The following is an 894-nucleotide window of genomic DNA, read 5'->3' on the forward strand; positions in this document are numbered from 1 at the left end:
GCCAATGAAGATATCCGCCTGACTCTGCGCGATCCAGAACAGCTGCCCGCCCAGCAACGACGCGCCATAAATCACCATCGCCCCGGTCCCGCGAAAATCGAAGCTAGGAACCGGCCGGAAACCCGTCGCTATTATATAGCCGAGCCCCTTGATCCAGAAGCCCGCGATCGGCGCAAACACCAGCGTCCACACCCCCCAGTCGGACAGCGCCCCATAGAGCGCAACGGCCGCCGAGGCGAAGGCCGCGATCAGATTGACCAAGGCAGGCCGTTTGAAATCCAGCGCCCGTCCCATGATGGCTTCGGGAATCGAGATGAAGGGTGTGGATAGGTAGAGCAGCGCCTGCACCCGCAGCAGGTCCGCGACCATCGGCTGGTCATAATAGTCCGCCGCGATCGGCGCGATCGCCAGTTGCAGCGCCGCCAGTGCGCCATTGAGCAGCAGCATGATGCCAAATGCCTGCCGCAACCGGTGCGGCGTGACCGAATCGGACTGGACCAACGCGCTCACCAGGCCATAGCCATTCAAGAAGGTCGCAAAGTTCAGGATCACCTGCGTCATGGCGAACAGACCATAGTCCGCCGGATCGAGCAGGCGTATGACCGCCAGGGTCACGACCCAGCTCATCATCTGCGAGACGATCTGGCTGCCGGAGCGCCAGAAGATCGCGCTTCTTATGCGTGCGCCGAATCCCGCGTCATTCGCGTCGGCATCCTGCAAACTCATTCTACCTGTCACCCTTGGCCATGGTCGCGTCGAACCGGGTGTAGCCCTTAACCTGCAAAAATTTCTGAAACAAAAATGCAAAAAGCATTTGACGGGTCAGGCCTCCCCGCTTAGAGGCGTGTTCACCGGACGGGGCGCTGCCTTATGGAAGCGCTCTGGAAGGTTGCC

Annotated in this window: 1 protein-coding gene; it reads right to left on the reverse strand. The window is 60.7% G+C overall.

The annotated features are described in order from the left end of the window. Positions 1–726, reverse strand: a 726-nt coding sequence (locus IL54_RS19335) for an oligosaccharide flippase family protein (protein WP_037480490.1), incomplete at its 3' end; no start/stop codon positions are given. Positions 727–894 lie beyond the last annotated feature (168 nt).

The organism is Sphingobium sp. ba1 (assembly GCF_000743655.1).
In the GTDB taxonomy this organism is placed as follows: domain Bacteria; phylum Pseudomonadota; class Alphaproteobacteria; order Sphingomonadales; family Sphingomonadaceae; genus Sphingobium.